Below are 18,730 nucleotides of genomic sequence, written 5' to 3' on the forward strand. Positions count from 1 at the left end.
GCGGACACGTCCTTGAATTAGTAAGCATGCTTTGTGTTAGGCTGAAACGGCTTTGTCAGATCAACCGGCAACGGAAGGTGGTTAGCACCATGGGTATTGGAGACAAGATTCAGAACGCTGCAGAAGACTTCGGCGGCAAGGCCAAGGAAGCTGCCGGCAACGCCACGGACAACGACCGCCTGAAGGCCGAGGGGCAGAAGGACCAGGTCGTTGCCGATGCCAAGAAGGTCGGCGAAGACGTCAAGGACGAGTTCAGGCGCGACTAGGTCCTACAGACACACAAACGACGACGGCGGACTCTCCTTGGGGGGTGTCCGCCGTCGCCGTTTTGTCGTTTAAATGTCCGACCTGTCTGCCAGACTGTGGCCATGACGGAACTAGACCTGAGTGACGACAGCAGGGCGGCCGGCGGCTCCAAGAATCTTGGCGGCTACTTGGCGCGCCCGGACGGCCCGGGCCCGTTTCCGGCCGTCGTGATGATCCACGAGGCCTTTGGCCTCAACGACCAAACCCGGCGGCACGCGGACCGGCTGGCAGAGGCAGGCTACTTGACCCTGGCCGTGGACCTGTTCAGCGACGGCGGCACGCGGCGCTGCCTCGTCAGCACCATGCGCTCCATGATGTCCGGCGAAGGCCGCGTCTTCACCGACCTGGCCACCGCCCGGTCCTGGCTCAGCGGTTCAGGGCTCAGCACCGGGAAAACGGGGGTGATCGGCTTCTGCATGGGCGGAGGGTTCGCGCTGCTCGCCGCCAACGACGGCTTCGATGCCGCGTCGGTGAATTATGGACGCCTGCCTGGAAACCTGGAGGCTGCGCTCCGGGGCGCCTGCCCCGTCGTGGCAAATTACGGCAAAAAGGACCGGACGCTCCAAGGCGCCGCCGCCAAACTCGAGGCCGCGCTGGAGTCCCTCGGCATCGAACACGACGTCAGGGAGTTCCCGACCGCCGGCCACGCCTTCCTGAACGACGAGGAAGAAGGGCCGAGGGCGCTGCGTCCGCTGATGAGGGTCATGGGCATCGGCCCGGATCCGCGGTCCAGCCCGGAAGCGTGGCAGCGGATTGAGGACCATTTCGCCAAGCATCTGCAGGCGTGAGGCTTAATGAGCGGTGGCGGCCACCTGGTGAAGGTGACCGCCGCCGTCGTCGTGATTCCAAGTACTAGCTGAACAGCTCGCTCTTAGGCTCGTTGTTCTTGACCTTCTGCCAGCCCAGCCACAGAACCACAGCGAAGAACGGGATGGTGGCCAGGGTCCACAGGCCGAGGTAGAAGACCTCACCGTTCTTGCTGGTCATGGTGTCGAAGCCGATCAGCACGGCGATGACCAGCAGTGCGACAAGTCCGGCCCAGCTGCTCCAGGGCGAGCCCGGCATCGGCAGCTCGGAGACGCGGCCCTTCTTGTGGCGCAGCGCGATCTGGCTGGCGAAGATGGCGCCCCAGGTGAAGATCACGCCGATGGACGCGGTGTTGAGCGCGAGGTCGAAGGCGTGCGAGCCGCCGAGCCAGATGTTCAGCAGGATGCCCACGAGGTAGAACGCGGCGATGGCGAGGATGGCAGCGTACGGCACGTGGCGCGAGGACATCTTGGTGAGCCACTGCGGGGCATGGCCGTTGTTGGCCATGGTGCGGAAGACTCGGCCGATCGAGTACAGACCCGAGTTGCACGACGACAGCGCAGCGGTGATGACGATCATGTTCATGACGTCGCCCACCCACCCCAGGCCCATCTGGCCGAATACGGTGACGAACGGCGAAACGCCTGCCTTGTACTGGTCTGACGGCAGCAGCATGGCGAGGAGCAGCACGGAGCCGACGTAGAACACCACAATGCGGAGCACGACGGCGCGGATCGCCTTGGGGACTTCACGCTTGGGATTCTGCATCTCACCGGCAGTGATGCCGACGAGTTCGATGCCGTTGTAGGCGAAGATGACGGCGTTCAGGACGAGCACCATCACGAGGGCGCCCTTGGGGAACATGCCGCCGTCGCCGTCGAAGAGGTTGGACACCGAGGCGTGACCGCCGCCGACTTTGGCATTGGTCACCACCATGAAGGTGCCGACAGCCAGGAAGATCAGGATGGCGCCGACCTTGAGGCAGGACGCCCAGAATTCAAATTCGCCGAACGCCTTAACGCTGAGCAGGTTCACAGCCACGAGGAGCGCCAGCGCCGCGATGGCGGACGCTTCGACAGGAACGTTGGGGAAGAAGAACTGGAAGTACAGGCCGATCGCGATCAGTTCGGCGATTCCGGTCATGCCCCAGTTGATGAAGTACATCCAGCCGGAGAGGAAGGCGCCCTTCTTCCCGAACATTTCACCGGCGTAGCTGACAAACGAGCCGGACGTCTGGCGGTACATGATGAGCTCGCCCAGTGCCCGCATCAGCAGGTAGGCGATCACGCCGGCAATGGCGTAGGAGAAGATCAGCGCCGGGCCCGTGGAGGCCAGGCGTCCGCCGGCCCCCATGAACAGGCCGACGCCGATTGCGCCGCCCATCGAGATCATCGTCACGTGGCGGCCGCTCAGGGTCTTCTTATAGCCCTCGGCGCTGAGGGTCGAGTCGACGGCGATGGATGGTGCCGTCGGGCTCTCAAGTTCTGTGGGAGTAATTTGTGGCACAGCTTTTCCTTGCAGGTCGGGGTGTTGCCGCAGGTTGGGGCATTGCCGGTTGGGGAACCTCGAGTTTTTGTACCGATTATTCGCAGTTTGACCCCTCTTGAGGGCCGGATGAGGACAAAAACTCGTGAAGCATCGAAGGTTCGCGCGGCTCATCCATCGTACAAGATTTCCGGGGCGCTCCGTGACGCGCACAACATTATTGGGTTCAGCCCGCCGTTTGATGCCGTCCTGCGCCGGTTGTATTTCGAATGGATAAAAAGACGCCTGATCGGACGCAATTACCGCTACCCTGAGCTCAACGGGGAGGGACGTGCGTCTCGCCCCGGCGACCACGCGGCCTGCGTGGCACATGGCATTCGTGCCATTCCTCAGGGGGGACTATGAGAATGAGAGCACTACTGCCTGCAGCGCTGCTGCTTGCAGTTGCGGGGTGTTCGGGCGGCGGCTCTGGTCCTGCCGGACCAAGCGCCAGCCAATCGGCACCTGCATCATCATCGGCAACAACAATCAATCCGACGTCGCGGTCTCAGTCGCCGTCGGTATCCGCACCACCAACAACCGCACCATCACTGCCCACCGACGTCTCGACGTCGCTGAACGCAATCGATGCCCTGCAGAAGCACACCTGCGCAGCGGGCCCGGACGGATCGTGGACCTTCAAGGGAACCCTGCTCAACACGTCCGACAAAGCGAAGACGTATACCGTGGCGGTCGCGGTGACCGTGGGCGCTGCTGTCCAGGGCCACACGCTCATCACGGAAACGCTCCAACCCGGAAAATCAGCCGAAGTGTCGGCTGAGAATTTTGCCAAAACCACCGGCCAAGAAGGCACGTGTGAGCCCGTTGTCTCGGTGGAGGACGCTTCGTGAAGAAAAGAATACTGACGGCTGCCCTGCTCCTGAGCTTCGCGGCCGGATCCCTTGTGTCCGTTCCGGCATTCGCCGATGACACCACACCTGCGACGCCGTTGACGCAGACCTCTGATACGGGCAGTCCCGGCGCCACAAACGAGGCCACGCAGCCGGGCTCCTCTACAGACCCAGGAGTAGCGCCGGGAACCGGAGACGTGCCAGGCACAGGGCTCTCGGATCCGACCACGCCGGAGCCGCCGGCATCTGATCCTGCCCCCGCGTCTGATCCTGCCCCCGACCCGGCACCGGGTCCCGCGCTCGATCCGGCACTTGATCCGCCGGCACCGGATCCGGCACCAGACCCGGAGTTCGTCACCCGCGGCGCGATAGGCGCAAAATGGCTTGCCCTGGGCGGTAAGGGCGGCGTCCTGGGTGCGCCGAAAGCAAATGAGCAGTGCGCAACCGGACTTTGCGTCCAGACGTTCGAGGGCGGTTCGATTTACTGGACGTCGTCCACCAGTGCGCACACTGTCTTCCTCACCTCCGGACGCACCGGACCGCGGTGGCATGCCGCCGGGGCCCTCCCCACGTTCGGTTATCCGGTCAGCGACGAGGCCACCATGGGTGCCAAGTCCCTGCAGAAGTTCTCCACCGGGAAAATGCTGGTCTGGACCGGCACGCAGTACCTGAACTTCTCTACCGGCACGGGAATCGGCAGGGCATGGGTGGCGGCAGGAGCTGAAGCCGTGGTCGGCCTGCCGCTGGCGGGTGAAGTCTGCGGGCTGAAGAACCGCGGGTGCTCCCAGGCCTTCGACCGCGGAACCATTCTCTGGTCCCCGCAGACCTCCGGTCAGGTGGTCCGCGGCGGCATCGGCGGCCGGTGGCGCGCGGCCGCGGCGCAGAACGGCGTTTTGGGCTACCCCACCACCAGTGAACGGTGCGGGCTGACCGCGGGCGGCTGCAGCCAGGGCTTCCAGGGCGGCGCCATCTACTGGGCCCACGCCACCGGCGCCTGGATCGTCCGGGGCGGCATCGGCGGCCGGTACAGCGCAACCGGCTCCACCGGCAGTTTCCTCGGCTATCCGCTGGGCAACGAGACCTGTGGCCAGGCAGCCGGCGGCTGCCGGCAGCGCTTCCAGGGCGGAACAATCCACTGGTCCGGCGCCACCCGTGCGTGGATCGTGCAGGGAGCCATCGGCAGCAGCTTCACGGCAAACGGCGGGGCAGGCGGCTGGCTCGGCTATCCGGTGGCCAACGAAAATTGCGTCGGCGCCCAGTGCGTCCAGTGGTTCCAGCGCGGTTTCATTAGCTACACCCGAGGGGCCGGGACACGGACCTACGGAATGACGGAATGCCAGAAGCTGAACAACGGGCGGTCCAAGTACTCCACCTACGGGGCCAACCGCGTCCTCCTCACCTGGACGCAGGGCTACGGGCTGTCCCGGGCCACAAACCTCTACTGCGTCCGGATTGCCGGGACCTATGTTCCGGACTGGAAGACCGACGGCTACGTCGGCGCCTCCGGATTCAAGCCGCCGGGCGTGCCGTCCGGTCCCACCCGTTACCTCTACTCGCCCACCGGCTCGTTCTCGGTAACGGAGGCCTTCGGCCTGGGCAACCCGGGAACGAAGCTGGCCTACCGCACCCTCAACCCTGGCTCCCGCTGGGGCGGCAACCCGTGGACCGCCACGTACAACAAGTACTTCGAGTCCTCGTCCTGGGTGGGCTGGGACGAGAACATGTGGTACTTCGCTACCCGCGCCACGCACGACTACCGGCAGGGCGTGGTGGTCAACTACAACCGCCCCAACATTGTGCAGAACGCCGGCTTCGCCATCTTCCTGCACATGAACAAGGTCCCGACGGCGGGCTGCATCTCGCTGGACGACTGGGCGGTTGTTGACTACATCAGGAAGTCAACGCCGGGCGACCGGATCATCATGGGGACCTACAGCGCCCTCTTCCGCTGAAGCGAACGGACGTCAGCAAGTCACGCTGGCGCCTGGTTCCGGCGGCCCCGAGCCGCCGGAACCGGGCGCCAGTTGTGTTTGCCGGCTTTCCGACGGCGCGGGCAGGTTGCCCGGCGTCGGGTCAGCCCGCCTGCGGGCTCGCTAAGCCGCCACGGGCGCGGGTGCGAGCACGCCGCGGTCCATGGTGTACCTCAGCCAGGCGCCGCGGGGCCGTTCCGTTTCCGTTCCGCGCACAGGGTTCGCGGACCGTTCAGCGCAGTCACTGAACCATTGCCTCAGGGCCCGGTCATGGCTCACCATCACCAGCGTCCCGCTGAATCCGGCCAGTGCAGTCTCCAGCTCTTCCACCAGCACAGGGGCAAGATGATTGGTGGGTTCGTCCAGCAGCATGACGTCGTTGTGACCGAGCAGCAGCCGTGCCAGCGCCAACCTGCGCTGCTGGCCTGCCGACAGCCCGCCGACCGGGACATGGAATTCACTCGTTCGGAAAAGGCCAAGGCGCAGCAGTGCTTCGGCGTGATCGTCAATGTTGCCGCCCAGTCCCGCGGCGAAAGCAGGGAGCAGCCGCAGCCCGGGGCGTTCCGGCGGCTCGAGCTCCTGCTGCAAATAGCCGATCCGCCCGCTCCGCTCCACGTTGCCAACCGGTGCCTCCAGCGTGCCGGCAAGCACGGAGAGCAGTGTTGATTTGCCGGCACCGTTGGGACCAGTGATCAGGATCTTCTGGCCGCGTTCCACGCGGAACGACGGCAGCTCCAAGCGGCCCTGCACGCGCACGCCGCGGATCCTCAGGGCCAGGCCGGGCTCGCCCTCCGCGTTCCCGGCAGCCCCTCCGCCGTCGAGTCCTGCCTCCAGCTTCAGCCGTTCCGGGGGACGCTCCACCGGATTCGCTTCGAGGCGCCGGAGCCGCTCCTGGGCGTTGCGGATCTTGCTCGTGGCGGCCCGCTCCCAGGTGCCCGCCTTGAAGTCGAAGCCCATCTTGTCGCCGTCACGCTGCCGGGCGTAGCCCATCTTGGTCGCGACGGTGTCCGCCTGCCTCTGTTCGGCAGCCATGGCATCGATCCAGCCGTGGTACTGCTGCACCCAGCGTTGCCGTTCTGCCCGCTTCTCCTTCAGATAGCCGTCGTATCCGTTGCCATAGCGGTTCACGGCGCGGCGTTCGGCGTCCACCTCGATCACGGTGGATGCTACCTTCCGGAGCAGGACACGGTCATGCGAAACCACCACCACGGCGCCGCGGTGCGATGCCAGCCGTGCTTCAAGCCAGGCGGTGCCGCCCGCATCCAGGTGGTTCGTGGGCTCGTCCAGGAGCAGGATGTCCGCAGGATCTGCCAGCAGGCAGGCCAGCGCAACGCGCTCCTGCTCTCCGCCGGACAACGATCCCAGCGTCCGGTTCCGGTCCACGCCCCCGAGGCCCAGCCGGTCAAGCGCCGCCTCCACCCTGGAGTCCGCGGCGTACCCCTCCCGCAACTGGTACTGGGTCTGGAGGCTGCCGTACGCCTCAAGGTCGTTGGCCTCTGCAGCGGCCAGCCCGTACTCCAGCCGTTCCAATTCGGCTTCCATGTCGCGCAGCGCACGCAGGGCGTCGTCGATGGCGTGGGCCACGGTCAGCCGCGCCGGGAGGCCGGAGGTTTGGGCTAGGTAGCCCACACGCCCGTGGCTGACGGCGGTTCCGGCGTCAGGTCTCTCAAGTCCCGCAAGAATCCTCAGCAGGGTGGACTTGCCGGCACCGTTTTCGCCGACGATCGCCACATGCTCCCCCGGGGCAATCACCAGCCCGACGCCGGTAAAGAGTTCGCGGTCTCCGTAGCCGTGCGAGACACCGGAAAGGTGCAGTTGCTCGGCGTGGGAAGTCTGTTCAGTCATGTGAAGTCCTTGAAATCAGGAGGGTGGCCCAGGCGCCACTCCTTGAGCGAGCCAGCGGCTCTACGGGGCCCGGCGCTCCAAGCGGCCTGGCGCTCTGCGGGGTGTTTTGCGTGCAGCGCGGGCGTGCGCCAGCACCGCCGGCTAGGACTTCATGCCTCCAGCGTGCCCGGCGGCGGCGATGCCGTCAAGGCGGGCACCGTCGTCGGCTTCTCAAGAGCAAGAGGGCGGGCACCGTCGTCGGCTTCTCAAGAGCAAGAGGGCGCGCACCGTCGTCGGCGTCTCAAGAGCAAGAGGGCGGGCACCGCCGTCGGATTCTCATGAGTCGTAGCCGGACATCCCGGCTACGCTGGAACCATGGTGACTACCCGACGGCTTCTCCCCGCTCAGCGCCCGGAACTCTACCGTTTTTCGCCGCTCGATTTCACCGCCGTGTCACTGTACGTGGCGGTCGCCGCCTTCTTCGCCGTGGCCGGGGAGCTGATCATTCCACTGCTCAGGCTGATCGCCCCGAGCCCGGCCGCAGCGTCGTACGGCGTCAACCTCCTGTTCTACGGCTGCGTCGGCGTCCTGGCGCTGTTCGCCGCCCGACGAGTGGTGGCCCGGGACCTCAGGGTGCTGGCCACGAGGCCGTGGTTCACCGCCGCGATGGTGCCGCTGGCCGTCGTGGCGATGATGATTTTCACCGCCGTACTTGTGGTGATGGGTGGCACGTCGGAAACGTCGGCCAACCAGGCCGGGCTCCAGGCGCTCATCCAGCAAGTGCCTGCGTGGCTCATGGTGCCCCTCATTGTGGTGGTGGGTCCGTTTGTGGAGGAGTACATCTTCCGCCATCTGCTGATCGGCAAGCTGAGCAGGCGGATCAACATCTGGATCTGCTGCGCGCTGTCCGTGGTGCTCTTCGCCGCCCTGCACATCGTGGGCCAGGAGGCGCTCACCGTCGCTGCCCTCATGCCGTACCTGGCCATGGGTGCCACACTCGTGTTCGTGTACGTGTGGACGGGCCGGAACCTGATGTTCTCGTACTTCGTCCATGCCGCCAAGAACCTGCTGGCGGCCGTCTTCCTCTACAGCATCCCGCCGGAACTTCTTGATCAGCTGCAGCAGGTCCAGGGGTAGGGACCCTATCCGGAGGCGCCGCCGTCGTCGTAGTTTTGTCCCATGGGACTCAACATTCAGATCACCGTCGACTCCAAAAATCCACACGATCTCGCCGACTGGTGGGCCGAAACGCTGGGCTGGGCCGTGGAACCACAGGACGGGACCTTCATCCGCTCCATGATTGAGCAGGGCTACGCCACGGACGCTGACACCCTGACCCACAGCGGCAGGCTCGTGTGGCGGGACGGCGCGGCGATCCGCCCGGTGGAGGAACTCGACGCCAAGACGCCGGAGCGTCGCATGCTGTTCCAGATATCCCTGGAAGAAAAGACCGTGAAGAACCGGGTGCACTGGGACGTCCGCCTGGATGGCCGTGACAAGGACGAGGTCCGCACCGAACTTGAGGCGCGTGGCGCAACCTTCCTCTGGACAGCAAGCCAGGGACCGCATTCCTGGCACACCCTGGCGGACCCCGAAGGCAACGAGTTCTGCATCAGCTAACGCGATTACTAGACTTGGACGGTGAGCAACGAAATCCCTGCCAAGGTATCCGATGTGTTCGACCCGTCGCGCTGGCGCACCGTGTCCGGCTTCGACGACTTCCAAGACATGACATACCACCGGCAGGTGGAGCGCTCCGAAGACGGCACGGTGGTGCGGGACCTGCCCACCGTCCGGATCGCCTTCAACCGCCCCGAGGTCCGCAACGCCTTCCGCCCCGGCACAGTTGATGAGCTTTACCGCGCCATGGACCACGCCCGGATGAGCCCTGACGTGGCCACGGTGCTGCTCACCGGCAACGGCCCCTCCCCCAAGGACGGCGGGCATTCGTTCTGTTCCGGCGGCGACCAGCGGATCCGTGGCCGCGACGGATACCGCTATGCCGACGGCGAGACCCAGGAAACCATCGATCCCGCCCGCGCCGGCCGGCTGCACATCCTGGAAGTCCAGCGGCTGATGCGCACCATGCCCAAGGTTGTCATCGCGGTGGTTAACGGCTGGGCGGCCGGCGGCGGGCACTCCCTCCATGTGGTCTCGGACCTCACCATCGCCTCCCGCCAGCACGGCAAGTTCAAGCAGACCGACGCCACGGTGGGCAGCTTCGACGCCGGCTACGGCTCGGCACTGCTGGCGCGCCAGATCGGCCAGAAAGCAGCCCGCGAAATCTTCTTTCTGGCCCGCGAATACACTGCCGAGGACATGGTGCGGATGGGCGCCGTGAACGAAGCCGTGGACCACGAACGGCTCGAGGAAGTGGCGCTGGACTACGCCGCTGACATCGCCAAGCAGTCGCCCCAGGCCATCCGCATGCTCAAGTTTGCGTTCAACCTCGCCGACGACGGCCTGGCCGGCCAGCAGGTCTTCGCCGGCGAAGCCACCCGGCTGGCGTACATGACCGACGAGGCCGTGGAAGGCAAAGAGGCGTTCCTCGAGAAGCGCGATCCGGACTGGTCCAGGTTCCCGCACTACTTCTAAGCAGCACCAGCCCAAAGGCAGCCCCATGATTCCCAGGCCTACGTTTCCAAGGCACACATCCCCAAGGAGCACAGCGTGAACATCGACCCAGCGCTCAAGGCATTGGCGGCCGCCCTCCACGGTGAGGGCCCCGCCGTCGAGCTTTCCGCCGGCGACAACGGGGAAGTGCTGGTGACGCTTGTCGAGACACCCGGCATCGAGGACGCCGCCGTGGTGGTCCGCACCTCCGGGTCCACCGGCGTGCCCAAGGCCACGGTGCTGACGGTTGATGCGCTCGCGGCGTCCTCAATGGCCACCGCGTTCGCGCTCAAGGGCGAGGGCCAGTGGCTCCTGGCCCTACCCGTGCAGTATGTGGCCGGCGTTCAGGTGCTGGTGCGTTCGCTCTTCGCCGGCACCCGGCCCTGGGCCATGGACCTGTCCAACGGTTTCACCACAGACGCCTTCACCGCTGCCGCGCTGGAGCTGACGGACAAGATCCGCTTCACGTCCCTGGTGCCCACGCAGCTGCAGCGGCTGCTGGACAACCCGTCGGCCGACACGCTTGCCGTGCTCCGCCGCTTCAACGGCATCCTCGTCGGCGGCGGACCGGCCCCTGCTGCGCTCCTTGACGCTGCGCGCGACGCCGGGCTCCGTGTCATCACCACCTACGGCGCCGCAGAAACCTGCGGCGGCTGCGTGTACGACGGCTATCCCCTCGAAGGCGTCGCCGTCCGGCTCGCCGAGGACGGCCGCATCCACCTTGGCGGTGCCACCCTGGCGGCTGGATACCTCGAGGCTCCGGGGCTGACAGCTGAGGCCTTCGCCGATGACGACGGAGGCCGCTGGTACCGCACCAACGACCTCGGAACGCTCGACGCCGACGGCCGGCTAACGGTGCTGGGCCGCGCCGACGATGTGGTCGTCACCGGCGGCGTCAAAGTCTCCGCCGCGCACGTCCAGGCGGAGCTGGAAAAGTCCGACGGCGTAACGGCGGCTTTCGTGGCCGGCGTCCAGTCCGCGAAATGGGGTCAGGCCGTTGCGGCCTACGTTGCGGTGGCCGGCGGACCTTCGTCCGGCGTCGACGGTGCCGCCTTGGCTGAGCAGTGGCACCGCACGTTGGGACTTCTGGCGCCCAAGACGGTCCTTCCCGCGGACGAACTGATCATGCTGCCCAATGGCAAACCGGACAGGCTCGCCATGATTGAACGGCTGAACGCCCTTCATCAGGGAAAATAGACTGGTTCCGCTCCGCCGCGGGCCTTCCCTCGGCATCGCAGTTCCCTGCACCACTCCGGCCGCGCTTCCTGCGCGTGCAATGCCCACCGAACCAACACGAGGTACTCACCGTGGCCACAGCCGCACAATGGATCCAAGGCGCCAGGCCCCGCACCCTGCCGGCAGCGATCGCCCCTGTCGTGATCGGCACGGCGGCGGCCTTTGAAATGGACGCCTTCCGCCCGCTCAACGCCATTCTGGCGGCCCTGGTGGCCCTGCTGCTACAGATCGGCGTCAACTACGCGAACGACTACTCGGACGGAGTACGCGGCACCGACGAAAACCGCGTGGGGCCGCTGCGATTGGTCGGATCAGGCGCAGCGCGCCCGGAGCTCGTCAAGTACGCGGCGTTCGCCGCCTTCGGCGTGGCCATGCTGTTTGGGCTGGCGCTCATCATCATCACCCAGACGTGGTGGCTGCTTCTCGTCGGCGTGGGCTGCGTGATGGCGGCATGGGGCTACACCGGGGGCAAGAACCCGTACGGTTACATGGGCCTCGGCGACGTCTTCGTGTTCGTCTTCTTCGGGCTCGTGGCCACCCTGGGGACCACGTACACCCAGGCCGGGCAGATCAGCCTGCCCGCCGTCGTGGGCGCGATAGGCACCGGCCTCATCGCGTGCGCCCTGTTGATGGCTAACAACGTCCGCGACATCCCCTCCGACATCCAGGCCGGGAAACGCACACTGGCCGTGCGGCTGGGAGACAAGCACGCCCGCGAAAGTTACGTGCTGATGCTCGCCGTAGCAATCCTGCTCGTGGTGATCCTCGCGCCCACGCGGCCATGGATGCTGATTGTCCTGCTGCTCATCCCGGCAAGCCTCATGCCCGCCTGGCTGATGATCAACGGCCGCAAACGCAAGAGCCTCATCCCGGTACTGAAACAGACCGGCCTCATCAACCTGGGCTATGCGGCCCTGTTCTCACTGGGACTCGTACTGAGCCACGGGCTGTAAGGCTCTGGCGCTGCCGTTCACGGTCCGGCTGGGCTTGCGGCCGCCACGGTCCGGCGGGCCTGCGCGGAGAGCGTTCTAGGCTTCCTTGCTGCGGGGGTCTTGGCTGCGCGGGTCTTGGCTGCGCGGGTCTTGGCTGCGCGGGTCGTTCTTGCGGGGTGCTTCTTTCCTAGTGTCGTTGCGGACCGTTATATCCGGGTGGGAATCGACCAGACGATCCTCCGCCTCGGCGTCGGCGACCTCACCTGCGGTGCGCAGGGGCTTCGCGCGGCCAGACAAGCGCGTATGCAGTGCGGCGGTAGCGGCATCGCGCTGCTTCTGGAAGAAGAGGTAGCTGATGGCGAAGGCAATCAGCCCGGCGCAGACCACAGCAAGAAGCCACCCGAGCTGCAGGAACACGAACAGCGCAAAGAGCGGTGCGAAGAGGGCAAGCCGGATCAGGGAGTATTTCACAAAAGCCACCATCCAAGTTTAGCCGCGATCCCTGAACGCAACCTCCGCGTCCCTCCGCCCGGCCGCCGGCCCGGCCGTCGATCCCGGCGGCGGTTGCGTCATTCGTTGCGATGTCCGTTGAAGTTTGGGCCCGGCAGACGAGTCCTGCGGGGCCGTTTGGGAGCATTATCCGGGCCAAAACTCCCCGGTTCAGCGGCGCAAATCGGTGACGTCTTCTGTGGGCATACTGTAATCTTCGCAACCCCGCGCGACAGCTAGACTTGATTGCATGCTCCGTGTTGCGATTGCAGTCGCCGTTCTTGCCATATACGTCTACGGACTGGTGGACGTGATCCGGACTGATTCGACGCTCACCCGGGGATTTTCCAAACCGACATGGATCATCATCGTTGTCTTCCTCCCTATTATCGGCGCCGCCCTGTGGTTCCTAATCGGCCGTCCGCGTTATGACGCCCCGGTCCAGCCGACCTACTCCCATCCAACGGCCCCGGATGACGACCCCGATTTCCTCCGCAACCTGGAACAGCGCCGCCGCAACCAGGCTGAAGCGGACCGGCTGCGGAAGCTGAAGGACGACCTGGAAGCCAAGAAACGCAAGCTCGACGGCGGTGCCCGCGGCACCGGAGAGCCCGGCACCTCGGGCGCCACAGGAGACGCCAGCGCCGAGGGCAACCCGGAGATCAAGTAGCGCGGGATACCTGGGCTGCCAGTCTGAGTGCGTCCTGCGTGCCCCTCCGTTTCGCCCCGGCATGGAGCCGAACGCGGTGACACGGGTGCGCGCAGCTTTGAAGGACCGGGGCTGGATGCCGTCCCAGTAGAAAGCCGTCGCCGTAGAGGAACAGGAATCAGGCAGAGGCTGCCCGATTGCCACAAAGGGCCGCCCAGCAACCAAGCTGAGCGGCCCTTTATGGCAACCGGCGTTCCGTTGATCCAACGAGGGCCTCGGAGAGGCCCTACAGCCCCGAGTAGGAGTGCAAACCGTTGAAGAACTGGTTCACGATGGTGAAGTTGAAGACCACGCACAGGTAGCCCACGATCGACAGCCAGGCCGCGCGGGTACCCGTCCAGCCGCGGGTGGCCCGGGCGTGGAGGTAGCCGGCGTAGACCACCCAGATCACGAACGTCCACACTTCCTTGGTGTCCCAGCCCCAGAAGCGTCCCCAGGCCTTCTCCGCCCAGATGGCGCCGAACATGAGCGTGAACGTCCAGCCGATGAAAGCGATCGCATTGATGCGGTAGGAGAGGTTCTCGAGGCTCAGCGCCGACGGCACCAGGCGCATGAAGCCCAGCTTGTCCTCGCCACCGCCGGCAATGGCCTTCTGCCGGTGCGACTGCACGAGCTGCAGCGCGGACATGGCAAACGTCAGTGTGAACAGCGCGGAGGACAGCACTGCGATGGAGACATGGATGACGAGCCAGTAGCTCTGCAGCGCCGGCACCAGGTGGCCCACGGGCGTCCAGAAGGCCACCGAGGCAGCCACCAGCATGATGATCACCAGGCCCACCACGAACGTGCCGAGGAAGCGCAGGTCGCGGCGGATCAGGACGGCAAGGAATACAGCCACCACCAGGAACGCGCCGGTGGTGAGGAATTCGTACATGTTGCCCCACGGCACACGCCCGGAGCCAATGGCACGGGTCAGCACACCCGCGGCGTGGATCGCGCCGCCCAGGACGGTCAGGGCCACTGCCACGCGCGCAGGGACGCGGCGCTCACCGCCGTAGAGCATGCTGGCGTCAGCGGTCTGCCCTGCACCGCCGCTCCCCTGCGCTTTGGCGGCCACGGACGACGACGGCCGCTCGGCACGTCCTGCCGGCCCGGCCAGGTGCCCCTCAACCCGGTCGGTGTTCCGGCCGGCGTCGGCTCGTCCGGAAAGGCCAGCCGTCCCGGCGGCGCCTGCTGCCACCGGAACCTTCGCGCCGGCGTCGGACGCGTCCTCGGAGGAATCGGAGGCAGAGCCGGCCGCGGCGGCCGCCCTCAGATCCACGGTGCGCAGCGCCTTGCTGCTCTTGGCCAGGTCCCAGGCGAAGGCGATGAACGCCACCGTGTAGGTGCCCGCAGCAAGGAGCATGAACAGCTCGCTGTACTGGCCCATGGTTTCGTTGATGGGGAACATTAACTGTCCTTCTTCGGCTCAGCTGAGCCTGCTGGTGAGGAAATGGAGGATGGTTTTTGGGGCCCGTCCGCGTCGAGGTCCCACGCGCTCGAGAGCAGTCCGCGGATGGCGGCGGCTTCGCCGGCCAGGCGGTGGTCCTCACCGCGGGCGAGGAGGCCGTATTCCACCATGGTGCGGCCGTCTTCATGCCTGCCGGTGCGCACCCAGACCCTGCGCCGGTTGACGTAGAGGGAAATCACAAGGCCGCCGACAGCCAGCAGCGCGAAGATCAGCGCGGATACCTGGCCTGGATTGTGGTGGATGTCGACACCGACATAGCGCTTCACGCCGTCGAAGCTGATGGAACCCTTGCCGTCCGGCAGCGTGACGGTCTTGCCCGGCGAAAGAGTGATGCCCTTGGTAGCCAGGTTGCGGGCGTTCAGCGGGGTCAGGCCCTTGACGTCGAGTTCAAACACGTTTTGCGGAGCGCCGTTATCCAGGCCCAGGTCGCCGTAGTACGAGTTCAGGCTGAGCTGCGGGTTGATGAGGTCCGGGTCCCCGCTGAACGAGATGCCCTGGTCGGTCACAAAGGCGGTGGGCAGGAAGAAGCCGGCGAATCCGAGCTGGTCGGGTTTGGCGTCGGGGACCTTGATCACCAGGGACGAGTAGTAGTTGTCGCCCTGAAGCTTGGCCACCACGGGTCCCTGCATGGCGATGTTTCCCTTGCCGTCACGGACCGTGACCACCGGTGCGTAGCCGTTGCCCGTCAGGTAGATGCTGGTGCCGCCGAGGGTCAGGGGGTCGTTGACCTTGAGGACTTCCTTCTTGGCCGGGGCACCGGGGTTTTCCTTCGTGGTGACGTCCGCGGTGAAGTCGATGGGCTGGCCATACTTGCCCTTGGATTCGCGGTCGAACGTGGCCCGGAACTTGTTCAGCTGGATGGAGTACGGCTGGAGCTGGCTGCTCTGGAAGTTGGTGCCCGGGGTGAACTGGTCGTAGCCCACCAGCGTGTTCACGAAGGTGTCGCCCTCCACGAGGATCCGCTGCCCGCTGTAGCCGAACAGCCCGCCGATCGCCACGGACACCAGCACGCCGATCAGCGAAGTGTGGAAGACGAGGTTGCCCACCTCTTTGAGGAGGCCGCGCTCCGCCCCCAAAGACGGCCGCGCGCCGTCGTCGTGCCGTACGTCAACGCGGTAACCGCGTTTCTTGAGCAGCGCCGCTGCGTCTTCAATGGCGTCCGACGCCGGGACCCCGGCTTCTGCGGGCAGCACCAGTGTGCCGTACTCCGGAAGGCGGGAGAGGCGTTGCGGGGTGCGCGGCGGCTGGGAGCGCATGGCCCGGTAGTGCGCGATGGCGCGGGGCACCACGCAGCCGATCAGCGAGATGAACAGCAGGATGTAGATGGCCGAGAACCAGGCCGACGAGTAGACGTCGTAGAGCTGCACGGAGTCCAGCAGCTTGCCGTAGTCCGGGTGGTCCTTGATGTACTGCGTGACGATCGAGGGGTTGGCCGGCCGCTGCGGGAACAGAGAGCCAGGCACCGCCGCCACAGCCAGCAGGAGAAGGAGGAACAGCGCGGTGCGCATGCTGGTCAGCTGCGTCCAGGCCCAGCGGAGCATGCCTAGGATTCCGAGGGCAGGCAGCGCCGCGCTGGCCTTGGCCGCCTTCACCGCGCCCTGGGGACCGGTGCTCTTGGCGCTGGCATCTTTTGCGCCGGCCCTTTTGGAGCTGGCGCCTTTACGGCCGGCACCTTTACCGCCGGCACCGTCAGGGGCGCCTTCGGGCGCGGCCTTGGGCGCTTCGCCGGCCGGAGGGTTCTTGGTTGACTTCACACGCTCGCTCATCAGATCGGCAACTTCACGTCGGTTTGGAACCAGTACTGCAACTGGGTGACCCAGGCTCCCCAGACTCCTGTTGCCATCAGGAGGCCCAGGACGATCAGGACGCCGCCGCCGGTCCGCTGGATGGCAAGCCGGTGGGTGCGGAAAAAGGACATCACGCCCGCGCCGCGGCGCACGGCCAGCGCGATCAGAAGGAACGGAATGCCCAGGCCAAGGCTATAGACAAACGCCAGGAAAGCACCTTTTGCCGCAGACGAGCCGCCGGAGAGGCTCAGGAGCTGGACGGCGGAGTAGGTTGGCCCGATGCAAGGCGCCCAGCCCAGGCCGAAGGTGATGCCCAAAAGCGGCGCGCCCCAGAGGCCTGCCGGCGGTTTAGCGTGGATCTTGGCGTCGCGCTGGAGCCAGCTGAAGCCGCCCATGAACACCACACCCATGATCACCACCAGGATGCCCAGGACCTGCGTGATCCAGGCGTTCTGGCCGCCTGAGATCAGCGTCCCCAGTTGGCCGAACGCGCCGCCGAGCAACACGAAGATCACCGAGAATCCGAGCACGAAGAGTCCGATGCCGGCCAGCATGCGGCCGCGCTTCTGCTTCTGGAGATCGACTCCGGTCAGTCCCGTGACGTAGCCCAGATATCCGGGTACGAGGGGCAGGACGCAGGGCGAGAGGAACGACACGAGGCCGGCCAGGAGCGCCACCGGGATGGCAAGCAGCAGGGATCCGTTCAGGATGGCTTCGGCGAAGGGGCTGTTCACGGTGGGTCCGCCCGCTACTCTGCCACGGCGGATTCGATGAGGGCCTTGAGGGTACCCTTCTGGATCTCGCCCAGCACGCGCGAAGCCACCCGGCCCTTCTTGTCCACCACGAGCGTCGTGGGGACGGCCCCCGGCGGCACAAGCCCGGACACAGCCAGCAGCACGCCGCCGTCCTTGTCGTCAAAGCTCGGGTAGGTGAGGCCAAACGTCTTGTCGAAGGCTTCCGCGGTGGCCTTTTCATCCCGCAGGTTCACGCCGAAGAACTGCACGCCCTTGCTCTTGAACTCCTGGTGGAGCGCTTCCAGCGACGGCGCCTCCACGCGGCAGGGCGCACAGGCAGCGAACCAGAAGTTCAGCACTGTAACCTTGCCCAGGAAGTTCTTGGGCGCCACCGCGGTGCCGTCAAAGAGGGTGCCTTGGATGTCGACGGCGGACTTGCGGTCCGCGGCGGCGAATTCCGTCACCGAGCCATCCCCGGCGACGTAGTTCTTGTTGTCTCCCGCCTTTGCCTGCTTGGCAAGCGCGTCCTCCTGGGCGCAGGCGGACAGGCCCAGCGTGAGCGCCGCCAGTGCCAGGCCGCCGGCTGCGAGGACGCTGCGGCGGGAGCTTGTGGGGATGTGGGTCATCGTCAGGCTCCGGGGGTGCTCGAGGCACCGGGAAGAAGGTCTGCGGCCGGCTCGCTGTACTCAACGCGCAGGAGCGTGCCGTCGTCGTCGAACACGAGGGACGTGAGGGAGGTCAGGGTGCACTCGCGCTTTCGCGGGTCGTGCCACAGGGGCTTTCCCTCGGCGCTGCGCCGGGTGGCCCAGATGGGAAGCTGGTGGCTGACCATGATGGCCTCGGCGCCGTCGCCGCCGAGTTCGATCGCCCTGGCCCGGGCGTCCTGGACGGCTGCCCGCACCCGGGCTGCCTGCTCCTTGTAGGGCTCGCCCCAGGAGGGCCGCATCGGGTTCACGAGCTTGGGCCAGTGCTTGGGCTTGCTGAGCTCTGCCTTGGTGACCTTCAGGCCTTCAAAGTGGTTTTCGGCCTCGATAATGCGCTTGTCCGTGTGGATCTCCAGGCCCAGGGCCTCGGACGTCGGCTGCGCTGTCTCCTGCGCGCGGGTCAGCGGAGACGCCACGAGGTAGACGATCTTTGCACCCTGGGTTGCACGGTCGCGGAAGTGGTCCGCGAGCGTTTGCGCCATCTGCAGGCCAAGCTCGGAGAGGTGGAATTCCGGCAGCCTGCCATACAGGACGCCCTCGGGATTGTGGACCTCGCCGTGGCGGAGCAAATGAACAGTGGCTTGGGGCATGTGTACCAGTTTCTCAAAGATGTTGGGCGATTCGAAATCTTCTACATCTAGTAGAACTCAGGAAAATTAAGAAATGTTCCGTTCGGGTGGAATAAAAGATGCAAATGCATGTTTATACTGGATGCAGCAGTTAGTTGATAGTTCAACCAATGAAGCTTCAGCGGCATCAACGTCCGAAGCACCACTGATACAAGGAGAACCACC

The 18,730-nt window shown here is 65.8% G+C and carries 18 protein-coding genes; 10 read left to right on the forward strand and 8 right to left on the reverse strand.

Annotated elements, in window-relative coordinates; genetic code table 11:
- Window positions 1-89: 89 nt before the first annotated feature.
- Window positions 90-266: a CsbD family protein gene (locus AC1DD3_RS19855; protein ID WP_230119496.1), complete on the forward strand. Its 177-nt coding sequence runs from the start codon at window positions 90-92 to the stop codon at window positions 264-266.
- A gap of 102 nt (window positions 267-368) precedes the next feature.
- On the forward strand, window positions 369-1,094 hold the full coding sequence (locus AC1DD3_RS19860) for a dienelactone hydrolase family protein (protein ID WP_476882352.1): 726 nt from the start codon (window positions 369-371) through the stop codon (window positions 1,092-1,094).
- Between the two features lie 64 nt (window positions 1,095-1,158).
- On the opposite strand, the gene AC1DD3_RS19865 is transcribed toward AC1DD3_RS19860, so the two are convergent.
- The gene (locus tag AC1DD3_RS19865; protein WP_476875375.1) at window positions 1,159-2,619 is read right to left on the reverse strand and encodes an amino acid permease; all 1,461 of its coding nucleotides are present in this window, start codon (window positions 2,617-2,619) and stop codon (window positions 1,159-1,161) included.
- 386 nt (window positions 2,620-3,005) lie between these two features.
- Between AC1DD3_RS19865 and AC1DD3_RS19870 the strand changes: the two genes are divergently transcribed.
- Together AC1DD3_RS19870 and AC1DD3_RS19875 are read left to right on the forward strand one after the other, a co-directional pair.
- The gene (locus AC1DD3_RS19870; protein WP_230120564.1) at window positions 3,006-3,488 is read left to right on the forward strand and encodes a hypothetical protein; all 483 of its coding nucleotides are present in this window, start codon (window positions 3,006-3,008) and stop codon (window positions 3,486-3,488) included.
- A complete protein-coding gene (locus AC1DD3_RS19875; RefSeq protein ID WP_476882353.1) occupies window positions 3,485-5,440 on the forward strand; it encodes a hypothetical protein in 1,956 nt (651 codons plus the stop codon). The genes AC1DD3_RS19870 and AC1DD3_RS19875 overlap by 4 nt, the downstream gene beginning before the upstream one ends.
- Window positions 5,441-5,581: 141 nt before the next feature.
- Here AC1DD3_RS19875 and AC1DD3_RS19880 read toward each other — a convergent pair whose 3' ends face one another.
- The gene (locus tag AC1DD3_RS19880; protein WP_476882354.1) at window positions 5,582-7,303 is read right to left on the reverse strand and encodes an ABC-F family ATP-binding cassette domain-containing protein; all 1,722 of its coding nucleotides are present in this window, start codon (window positions 7,301-7,303) and stop codon (window positions 5,582-5,584) included.
- A 354-nt stretch (window positions 7,304-7,657) separates the two neighbouring features.
- On the opposite strand from AC1DD3_RS19880, the gene AC1DD3_RS19885 reads away from it, so the two are divergent.
- The 5 genes from AC1DD3_RS19885 (at window position 7,658) to AC1DD3_RS19905 (ending at window position 12,084) form a co-directional block, all read left to right on the forward strand.
- Window positions 7,658-8,419: a CPBP family intramembrane glutamic endopeptidase gene (locus AC1DD3_RS19885; RefSeq protein ID WP_230120558.1), complete on the forward strand. Its 762-nt coding sequence runs from the start codon at window positions 7,658-7,660 to the stop codon at window positions 8,417-8,419.
- A 42-nt stretch (window positions 8,420-8,461) separates the two neighbouring features.
- A complete protein-coding gene (locus tag AC1DD3_RS19890; RefSeq protein WP_230120556.1) occupies window positions 8,462-8,902 on the forward strand; it encodes a VOC family protein in 441 nt (146 codons plus the stop codon).
- Between the two features lie 21 nt (window positions 8,903-8,923).
- A complete protein-coding gene (locus tag AC1DD3_RS19895; protein WP_476882355.1) occupies window positions 8,924-9,877 on the forward strand; it encodes a 1,4-dihydroxy-2-naphthoyl-CoA synthase in 954 nt (317 codons plus the stop codon).
- 75 nt (window positions 9,878-9,952) lie between these two features.
- A complete protein-coding gene (locus AC1DD3_RS19900; RefSeq protein ID WP_476882356.1) occupies window positions 9,953-11,092 on the forward strand; it encodes an AMP-binding protein in 1,140 nt (379 codons plus the stop codon).
- Between the two features lie 110 nt (window positions 11,093-11,202).
- The gene (locus tag AC1DD3_RS19905) at window positions 11,203-12,084 is read left to right on the forward strand and encodes a 1,4-dihydroxy-2-naphthoate polyprenyltransferase (RefSeq protein ID WP_230120551.1); all 882 of its coding nucleotides are present in this window, start codon (window positions 11,203-11,205) and stop codon (window positions 12,082-12,084) included.
- Between the two features lie 75 nt (window positions 12,085-12,159).
- Here AC1DD3_RS19905 and AC1DD3_RS19910 read toward each other — a convergent pair whose 3' ends face one another.
- Window positions 12,160-12,546, reverse strand: a complete 387-nt coding sequence (locus AC1DD3_RS19910) for a DUF4229 domain-containing protein (RefSeq protein WP_476882357.1) — start codon at window positions 12,544-12,546, stop codon at window positions 12,160-12,162.
- A 256-nt stretch (window positions 12,547-12,802) separates the two neighbouring features.
- Here AC1DD3_RS19910 and AC1DD3_RS19915 point away from each other — a divergent pair, with 256 nt between their 5' ends.
- Window positions 12,803-13,222 (forward strand): PLD nuclease N-terminal domain-containing protein, encoded by a 420-nt coding sequence (locus AC1DD3_RS19915; protein WP_476882358.1) that lies wholly within the window; start codon window positions 12,803-12,805, stop codon window positions 13,220-13,222.
- A 265-nt stretch (window positions 13,223-13,487) separates the two neighbouring features.
- Here the strand turns inward: AC1DD3_RS19915 and ccsB are convergent, their stop codons facing one another.
- The 5 genes from ccsB to AC1DD3_RS19940 form a co-directional block, all read right to left on the reverse strand.
- Window positions 13,488-14,651 carry a c-type cytochrome biogenesis protein CcsB gene (gene ccsB, locus AC1DD3_RS19920; protein ID WP_230120545.1) on the reverse strand — a complete coding sequence of 388 codons (1,164 nt, stop codon included), beginning with the start codon at window positions 14,649-14,651 and terminating at the stop codon, window positions 13,488-13,490.
- Window positions 14,651-16,252: a cytochrome c biogenesis protein ResB gene (resB, locus tag AC1DD3_RS19925; RefSeq protein ID WP_230120570.1), complete on the reverse strand. Its 1,602-nt coding sequence runs from the start codon at window positions 16,250-16,252 to the stop codon at window positions 14,651-14,653. The genes ccsB and resB overlap by 1 nt, the downstream gene beginning before the upstream one ends.
- Window positions 16,253-16,476: 224 nt before the next feature.
- Window positions 16,477-17,232 (reverse strand): cytochrome c biogenesis CcdA family protein, encoded by a 756-nt coding sequence (locus AC1DD3_RS19930; RefSeq protein ID WP_230120536.1) that lies wholly within the window; start codon window positions 17,230-17,232, stop codon window positions 16,477-16,479.
- Window positions 17,233-17,246: 14 nt separating this feature from the next.
- Window positions 17,247-17,858 carry a TlpA family protein disulfide reductase gene (locus tag AC1DD3_RS19935; protein WP_230120534.1) on the reverse strand — a complete coding sequence of 204 codons (612 nt, stop codon included), beginning with the start codon at window positions 17,856-17,858 and terminating at the stop codon, window positions 17,247-17,249.
- 2 nt (window positions 17,859-17,860) lie between these two features.
- On the reverse strand, window positions 17,861-18,526 hold the full coding sequence (locus AC1DD3_RS19940; RefSeq protein WP_476882359.1) for a histidine phosphatase family protein: 666 nt from the start codon (window positions 18,524-18,526) through the stop codon (window positions 17,861-17,863).
- Between the last annotated feature and the right edge of the window lie 204 nt (window positions 18,527-18,730).

It is taken from the genome of Arthrobacter sp. 05T444 (assembly GCF_056395905.1).

Excerpts from the sequence above, each read along its gene's own strand:
- AC1DD3_RS19855 (WP_230119496.1), top strand. The coding sequence starts at position 90 with ATGGGTATTGGAGACAAGATTCAGAACGCTGCAGAAGACTTCGGCGGC.
- AC1DD3_RS19860 (WP_476882352.1), top strand. The coding sequence starts at position 369 with ATGACGGAACTAGACCTGAGTGACGACAGCAGGGCGGCCGGCGGCTCC.
- AC1DD3_RS19870 (WP_230120564.1), top strand. The coding sequence starts at position 3,006 with ATGAGAGCACTACTGCCTGCAGCGCTGCTGCTTGCAGTTGCGGGGTGT.
- AC1DD3_RS19880 (WP_476882354.1), bottom strand. The coding sequence starts at position 7,303 with ATGACTGAACAGACTTCCCACGCCGAGCAACTGCACCTTTCCGGTGTC.
- AC1DD3_RS19885 (WP_230120558.1), top strand. The coding sequence starts at position 7,658 with ATGGTGACTACCCGACGGCTTCTCCCCGCTCAGCGCCCGGAACTCTAC.
- AC1DD3_RS19890 (WP_230120556.1), top strand. The coding sequence starts at position 8,462 with ATGGGACTCAACATTCAGATCACCGTCGACTCCAAAAATCCACACGAT.
- AC1DD3_RS19910 (WP_476882357.1), bottom strand. The coding sequence starts at position 12,546 with ATGGTGGCTTTTGTGAAATACTCCCTGATCCGGCTTGCCCTCTTCGCA.
- AC1DD3_RS19915 (WP_476882358.1), top strand. The coding sequence starts at position 12,803 with ATGCTCCGTGTTGCGATTGCAGTCGCCGTTCTTGCCATATACGTCTAC.
- ccsB (WP_230120545.1), bottom strand. The coding sequence starts at position 14,651 with ATGTTCCCCATCAACGAAACCATGGGCCAGTACAGCGAGCTGTTCATG.
- resB (WP_230120570.1), bottom strand. The coding sequence starts at position 16,252 with ATGCTCCGCTGGGCCTGGACGCAGCTGACCAGCATGCGCACCGCGCTG.
- AC1DD3_RS19935 (WP_230120534.1), bottom strand. The coding sequence starts at position 17,858 with ATGACCCACATCCCCACAAGCTCCCGCCGCAGCGTCCTCGCAGCCGGC.
- AC1DD3_RS19940 (WP_476882359.1), bottom strand. The coding sequence starts at position 18,526 with ATGCCCCAAGCCACTGTTCATTTGCTCCGCCACGGCGAGGTCCACAAT.